Annotated in this window: 6 protein-coding genes and 1 rRNA gene; 3 read left to right on the top strand and 4 right to left on the bottom strand. The window is 74.9% G+C overall.

The features are described from left to right. From BUE37_RS20260 to BUE37_RS20250, 3 genes are all read right to left on the bottom strand, one after another. Positions 1–92, bottom strand: a 16S ribosomal RNA gene (locus tag BUE37_RS20260); the annotation flags it as partial. 413 nt (positions 93–505) lie between these two features. Then, positions 506–1,138, bottom strand: a complete 633-nt coding sequence (locus BUE37_RS20255; protein WP_073422226.1) for an alpha-ketoglutarate-dependent dioxygenase AlkB — start codon at positions 1,136–1,138, stop codon at positions 506–508. Between the two features lie 40 nt (positions 1,139–1,178). After that, a complete protein-coding gene (locus tag BUE37_RS20250) occupies positions 1,179–3,404 on the bottom strand; it encodes a RecQ family ATP-dependent DNA helicase (RefSeq protein WP_073422225.1) in 2,226 nt (741 codons plus the stop codon). A 78-nt stretch (positions 3,405–3,482) separates the two neighbouring features. Here BUE37_RS20250 and BUE37_RS20245 point away from each other — a divergent pair, with 78 nt between their 5' ends. Then, positions 3,483–4,301 carry a PHP domain-containing protein gene (locus BUE37_RS20245; protein WP_073422224.1) on the top strand — a complete coding sequence of 273 codons (819 nt, stop codon included), beginning with the start codon at positions 3,483–3,485 and terminating at the stop codon, positions 4,299–4,301. A 2-nt stretch (positions 4,302–4,303) separates the two neighbouring features. Here BUE37_RS20245 and BUE37_RS20240 read toward each other — a convergent pair whose 3' ends face one another. Beyond that, the gene (locus BUE37_RS20240; RefSeq protein WP_073422223.1) at positions 4,304–4,744 is read right to left on the bottom strand and encodes an SRPBCC family protein; all 441 of its coding nucleotides are present in this window, start codon (positions 4,742–4,744) and stop codon (positions 4,304–4,306) included. A 124-nt stretch (positions 4,745–4,868) separates the two neighbouring features. Here BUE37_RS20240 and BUE37_RS20235 point away from each other — a divergent pair, with 124 nt between their 5' ends. Together BUE37_RS20235 and bar are read left to right on the top strand one after the other, a co-directional pair. After that, a complete protein-coding gene (locus tag BUE37_RS20235; protein WP_073422222.1) occupies positions 4,869–5,822 on the top strand; it encodes a carbamate kinase in 954 nt (317 codons plus the stop codon). A 13-nt stretch (positions 5,823–5,835) separates the two neighbouring features. Beyond that, positions 5,836–6,939, top strand: a complete 1,104-nt coding sequence (gene bar, locus BUE37_RS20230) for a barbiturase (protein ID WP_073422221.1) — start codon at positions 5,836–5,838, stop codon at positions 6,937–6,939. Positions 6,940–6,985 lie beyond the last annotated feature (46 nt).

The following is a 6,985-nucleotide window of genomic DNA, read 5'->3' as shown; positions in this document are numbered from 1 at the left end:
CTGATCCCCTCCGAAGAGGTTCACCGTTCGACTTGCATGTGTTAAGCACGCCGCCAGCGTTCGTCCTGAGCCAGGATCAAACTCTCCGTAGATGAACTTGATCTGGCCGAGAACCGAGAGCTAGCACTCTCGATGTCATCAACCAAAGGAATCCCACCCGGACCACACAGGCCCGGGACAGGGTTAATACTTGGCACTGACTTTCGGCACGCTGTTGAGTTCTCAAGGAGCGGACGCGCTCGTACCCCGGCCTTTTCGGCCTTCGTTCGAGGCGGTGTCCTCACCATACACCGGCTCCGCAGCGGTCTGGCCTCGGGGGCCTTCCCGGCGGTTTCCCAGGCCTTGCGGCCCGGTCCGTTCTCGCTCGGTGCAGGGAGAACATTACACGCCCTCCGAGGGGTCGTGCAGGGGGGGTCCCCGTGGCCCTCGCCACGCCCTCGGGGACCGGGCGGGGGAGGCCTCGGCGCCGCGCCCCGGGCCCGCCGCCACAGCGGGACGCGGGGCGTCAGGCGACGCCGGCCGGGCGGAACTGGACGCTCACCCGCGGCCCGACGGGGCGGGTCGTCTTGGGGATGCAGTGCTCCCACGTGCGCTGGCACGAGCCACCCATCACCACGAGGTCGCCGTGCCCCAGCGGGAAGCGCAGCGTCTCGCCGCCCCCGCCCGCAGGGCGGAGCAGCAGCGGCCGCGGTGACCCGAAGGACACGATCGCCACCATCGTGTCCTCGGCGCGGCTGCGCCCCAGCCGGTCGCCGTGCCACGCGACGCTGTCCCGCCCGTCCCGGTAGAGGCACATGCCGGCGGTGACGAAGGGCTCCCCGAGCTCGGGTGCGTAGTGCACGTCGAGGGCGGTGCGCGCCTCGGTGAGCAGCGGGTGCGGCAGCGTCTCGCCGCGGCCGTACCAGCACAGCAGCCGCGGGACGGCGACCTCGCGGTCGTACATCTGCCGGCGGTCGGCCCGCCAGCCGATGTCGCCGAGCAGGACCTCGAGGACCTCGTCGGAGCCGGCGACCCACCCGGGCAGGTGGTCGACCCAGGCCCCGCGGCCGAGCACGTGCCGCCGCACCCGGCCCCGCAGCGGCGTGAGGGCGGCCTCCTCGGCGACGTCGAACATCGACGGCTGGTGCGCGAGCGTCATGCCGAGCAGGCTAGCGGCGTTCGAACGTGTGTACGAGCCCCTAGGCCGCGAGGGCGAGAGCGAACGGCAGTACCCGGGACGCGCCGGCCAGCCGCAGCTCCCGCCCGGCGACGGTCATCGTCCAGCGGGAGTCGGCCAGGTCGTCGACGAGCAGCACCGGCACGGGGCCCAGCTCGGCCAGCCGGGACCGCAGCTCCGGGCCGACGACGATGCGCTGCCAGACCCCGGCCAGCCGGAAGGCGCTGTTGCCGCCGGGACCGCCCGTGGGGCCGCCGTGCGCGAGCGACAGTTCCCCGAGATAGGGCAGCCGCCCCACCCGGGCCAGGCCCTGCGCCACCCCGGACACCAGCCGCGGGCGCCGGCGCGACCGGACGGCGACCACGGCGGCCGGGCGCTCGGCCCAGTCCCAGGCGCCGAGCACGCGGGCGCAGGCGCGGAGCAGCTCGTCGTCGGGCGGCACGTCGGACACCGAGCGCTGCACCGGGACGTCGAAGGCGGCGTCCGGGTCCTCCTCGAGGCCGGGCGCCTCCAGGTCGAGGGTCACCGTGCCGCCCACGCCGTCGTCGCCGAGCAGGGTGCGCAGCTTCTGCCCCCAGCCGAGGTCGGTGAGGCGGGCGACGGCGCGGCCGGGGTCGAGCTGCTCGCCGGCGGCGATCTTGCCCTTGACCTCGATGCCGAGGCGGTCGGCGCCGGTGGGCCACTGCGCCCGCGGGGCGAGCTCCACGCCGGGGCGGTCGAGCGCGGCGGAGGCCGCCTCCGCGGCGCCCTCCGGGACGTCGGTGGGGTACCAGGGGCCGGCGCAGACGTCGCAGCGCCCGCACGGGGCGGCCGTCGGGTCGTCGAGCGCCTCCTGGAGGAAGGCCATCCGGCACCGCGCCTCGTCGACCGGCTTCGCGTAGGCGAGCATCGCCCGCTGCTCGGCCTCCCGGGTGCGGGTGACGCGGGCGTAGCGGTCGGCGTCGTAGACCCACGGGCGGCCGGTGGACCGCCAGCCGCCCTGCACCCGCTCGACCGCGCCGTCGACGGCGAGCACCTTGAGCAGCAGCTCGAGCCGGGAGCGGCGGACGTCGGCCACGGTCTCCAGGCGGGCCACCGACCACGCCTTGCCGTCGGCCATCGCCGAGAGCACCGCGGCGGCGTGGTCCTCGCGCGGCATGGAGGAGGTGGCGAACCACTGCCAGATGGCGAGGTCCTCCGGGCCGGGCAGGAGCATCACGTCGGCGTGCTCGACGGCGCGGCCGGCGCGGCCGACCTGCTGGTAGTAGCTGACCGGCGACGACGGCGCCCCGAGGTGGACGACGAAGCCGAGGTCGGGCTTGTCGAAGCCCATGCCGAGCGCGGAGGTGGCCACGAGCGCCTTGACCCGGTTCTCCCGGAGCGCCTCCTCGGCCTCCTTGCGGTCGGCGTCGTCGAGGCGGCCGGTGTAGGCGCGCACGTCGTGCCCGGCGTCGCGCAGGAGCCCCGCCGTCTCCTCGGCCGCGGCGACGGTGAGCGTGTAGACGATGCCGCTGCCCGGCAGGTCGCCGAGGTGGGCGGCGAGCCACGCCAGCCGGGCGCGGTCGGTGGGCAGCCGCAGCACGCCCAAGCGCAGCGAGTCACGGGCCAGCGGGCCGCGGACCGTCGTCACCCCGACGCCGCCGGCGCCCAGCTGCTCGGCCACGTCGGCGACGACCCGCTCGTTCGCCGTCGCGGTCGTGGCGAGGACCGGGGTGCCGGCGGGCAGCGTGCCCAGCAGGTCGCGGATGCGGCGGTAGTCGGGGCGGAAGTCGTGGCCCCAGTCGGAGACGCAGTGCGCCTCGTCGACCACGAGCAGGCCGCAGCGGGCGACCAGGCCGGGCAGCTGCTCCTCGCGGAAGCGCGGGTTGGTCAGGCGCTCCGGGGAGACCAGCAGGACGTCGACCTCGTCGGAGGCCAGGCGCGCGGCGACGTCGTCCCACTCGGTGGCGTTGGCGCTGGAGATCTCCACGGCGCGGATGCCGGCGCGGGCGGCGGCGGCCACCTGGTCGCGCATGAGCGCGAGCAGCGGGCTGACCAGCAGGGTGGGGCCGGCGCCGCGGCGGCGCAGCAGCGCGGTGGAGACGAAGTAGACGGCCGACTTGCCCCAGCCGGTGCGCTGCACGACCAGGGCCCGCTCGGAGCGCTCGACGAGCGCGGCGACGGCGGCGTCCTGCCCCTCGCGGAACTCCGCGCCCGGGCGGCCGGTCAGCTCACGGAGGACGGCGAGGGCCTCGTCGGCGACGGGAGCGGAGGGCGCGGCGGTGCTCATGGCACCCGACAGTAGGTGCGTCCCCCGACAGCGGGACCGTGTGAGCGCGACCTGGGGACGGCGGGCAGGATGGGGACGATGCGACCGCCGGACAACCACGTGCACACCGGGTGGTCGTGGGACACCCCCGCCTCGGTCACGATGGCCCGCGCGTGCGAGCGGGCGGTCGCCCAGGGACTGCCCGCGATCGCCTTCACCGAGCACCTCGACTTCACCGTGTGGGGGCCCGACGACCGCGCCACCACCCTCGGCCTGGTCGACCGGCACGCCTCCCGGCACGAGCCGATCGACAGCGAGGGCTACTGGGCCGAGCTCACCGAGGTGCGCGAGCGGTTCCCCGAACTGCGGATCTGGTCCGGCGTCGAGGCCGGCGAGCCGCACCTGTTCGCCTCGAGCGTCGCGGCGCACCTGCGGGACGCACCCGTCGACCGGATCCTCGGGTCGCTGCACTCGCTGTCCGACGGCGACCGGCTCTACGGCGTCGGCCAGCTGCTCTACACCGACCCCGACGCCACGATGCGCCGCTACCTCGGCGAGATCGTCGACATGGTGGAGAGCAGCGACGTCTTCCAGGTCCTCGCCCACGTCGACTTCCCGCGCCGCTACTGGCCCGGCGGGTCGCACCGGTTCGTGGAGAAGGACTACGAGGAGGAGTACCGCGCGGTGTTCCGGGCGCTGGCCGGCACCGGGCGGGCGCTGGAGGTCAACACCAGCAGCCCGCTCGCGTCCGCGGACCAGGTGCGCTGGTTCCGCGAGGAGGGCGGCGAGGCGGTGAGCTTCGGCAGCGACGCCCACCAGCCCGGCGCGGTCGGGCAGCGCTTCGACCTCGCCGTCGACGTCGTGGAGGCCGCCGGCTTCCGGCCCGGGCGGGACCGCTTCGACTTCTGGCGCCGCTGAGCTCAGGCGGCCGCCCGGTCCAGGGCGGCGCGCCACGTCCGGGGGAACGCGACGGGCCCGAGGAGGCGCTGGAGGAGCAGCACGGCCCTCCCGCGGAGCCCGCGGCCGCCGGAGTGGTGGAAGACGACGTCGACGTGGCTGCCGCCGTCGTCCCGCGCGGTGATCCGCACCTCGCCGCTGCCCCGGTCGCAGTGGTCGCTGTCGAGCAGCGTCCAGGTGACGCGGTCGGGGGTGGGCCACTCGTAGCGCAGCAGCACCCACAGCCGGACGCCGGCGCTGCCCTCGCGCAGCACGGCCCACCCCTCGCCCGCCTCGCGGACCTCGTACTTCGCCGGGTCCAGCGTGCGGGACCAGATCTCGAGCCGCCGGTCGCCGACCGCGGTGAGGGCGTCGAGCACCTGGGCGGGCGTGGCGCGGGTGTCGAGGTCGAAGTGGACGCGCATCGCCGGCTCCCTCCGGACGGCCCCCGCTCCCGCCGGGATCGTCCCGCGCCCGCGCGCCCAGCGGGAGGTGCCGGCTCCCGCCAGGTACTTCACCGCTAAGAGAAACGCCGCTAGGGTCGCCGGGGTGACGTCCCGCCGCGTGGTGATCGCCCTCGGGGGCAACGCCATGACCGGGCCCGACGGCTCGGCCACCCCCGAGGCCCAGCGCACCGCGATCCGCGAGGCGGCCGGCCACGTCGCCGAGGTGGTGGCCGCCGGCGTCGAGGTGGTGCTCACCCACGGCAACGGCCCGCAGGTGGGCAACCTGCTGGTGAAGAACGAGCTCGCCGCGCACGTCGTGCCGCCGGTGCCGCTGGACTGGAACGTCGCGCAGACCCAGGCGACCATCGCCTTCACCGTGGCCGACGAGCTCGACGCCGCCCTGGCCGCGCGGGGCCTCCCCCAGCGCACCGCCGGGCTGGTCACCCGCACCCTGGTCGACGCCGCCGACCCGCACCTCGCCGAGCCGTCCAAGCCGGTGGGCCGCTTCCTCCCGCGCGAGGAGGCCGAGCGGTTCCTCGCGCTGGGCCAGGTGTGGGAGGACCGCGGCCCGCGGGGCTGGCGGCGGGTGGTCGCCTCACCCGAGCCGCGCTCGGTCGTCGACTCCCCCGCGATCCACGCGCTCGCCGCGGCCGGCTTCGTCGTCGTCTGCGCCGGGGGCGGGGGCATCCCGGTGACCGACGACGGCGGGGACGGCGCCGCGCTGCGCGGCGTCGAGGCCGTCGTCGACAAGGACCTCACCGCGGCCGTCCTGGCCCGCGACCTGGACGCCGACACGCTGGTCATCGCCACCGACGTCCCGAACGTGATGGTCGACTTCGGCACGCCGGCGCAGCGGCCGCTCGGCCGCGTCACGGTGGCCGAGCTCCGCGCGCACGCCGCCGACGGCCAGTTCGCCCGGGGTTCGATGGGCCCCAAGGTCGAGGCCGTCCTCCGCTTCGTCGAGGCGGGCGGCGAGCGCGCCGTCGTCACCTCGCTCGAGAACATCGCCGACGCCGTCGCCGGGGACGCCGTCGGCACCGTCCTCACCACCGACTGAACAAGGAGCGCACGTGCCCGCACCGATCGAGGTCCGCAAGGTCCCGCTGCACAACGTGAGCGACGCCAGCGAGCTGGCCAAGCTCATCGACGACGGCGTCATGGAGGCCGACCGGGTCGTCGCCGTCATCGGCAAGACCGAGGGCAACGGCGGCGTCAACGACTACACGCGGATCATCGCCGACCGCGCCTTCCGCGAGGTGCTGATGGAGAAGGGCACCCGCAGCAAGGAGGAGGTCGCCGAGATCCCGATCGTGTGGTCGGGCGGCACCGACGGCGTCATCAGCCCGCACGCGACGATCTTCGCCACGCTGCCCGAGGACGCCGTCGAGAAGACCGACGAGCCGCGGCTGACCGTGGGCTACGCGATGAGCGACGTCCTGCTGCCCGAGGACATCGGCCGCATCTCGATGGTGGAGAAGGTCGCCGAGGGCGTGCGCCGCGCGATGGAGGCCGCCGGGATCACCGACCCGGCCGACGTCCACTACGTGCAGACCAAGACGCCGCTGCTGACGATCGAGACCATCCGCGACGCGAAGAACCGCGGCAAGGACACCTACTACGACGAGCCGCACGGCTCGATGGACCTGTCCAACGGCACGACGGCGCTGGGCATCGCGGTGGCGCTCGGCGAGATCGAGATGCCGGAGCAGTCGCAGGTCATGCGCGACCTGTCGCTGTTCAGCGCCGTCGCCTCCTGCTCGTCGGGCGTGGAGCTGGACCGGGCGCAGATCGTCGTCGTCGGCAACGCCCGCGGCCACGGCGGGAAGTACAAGATCGGCCACTCGGTGATGAAGGACGCCCTGGACCAGGACGGCATCTGGGACGCCATCCGCCAGGCCGGGCTCGACCTGCCGGAGCGGCCGCACGTCAGCGACCTCGGCGGCCGGCTGGTCAACGTGTTCCTCAAGTGCGAGGCCGACCCGACCGGCTACGTCCGCGGCCGGCGCAACGCCATGCTCGACGACTCCGACGTCTTCTGGCACCGGCAGATCAAGGCCACGGTGGGCGGCGTCGCGGCGTCGGTGACCGGCGACCCGGCGGTGTTCGTGTCGGTGGCGGCGGTGCACCAGGGCCCCTCCGGCGGCGGCCCGGTCGCCGCGATCATCGAGGCCTGACGGAGGACCCCGTCCTCCCCACCCCTCGCACGCTCGGGGCGGTGCC

It is taken from the genome of Geodermatophilus nigrescens, from assembly GCF_900129495.1.
Classification (GTDB): Bacteria; Actinomycetota; Actinomycetes; order Mycobacteriales; family Geodermatophilaceae; genus Geodermatophilus; species Geodermatophilus nigrescens.
This window is presented reverse-complemented; position numbering and strand designations above follow the sequence as displayed.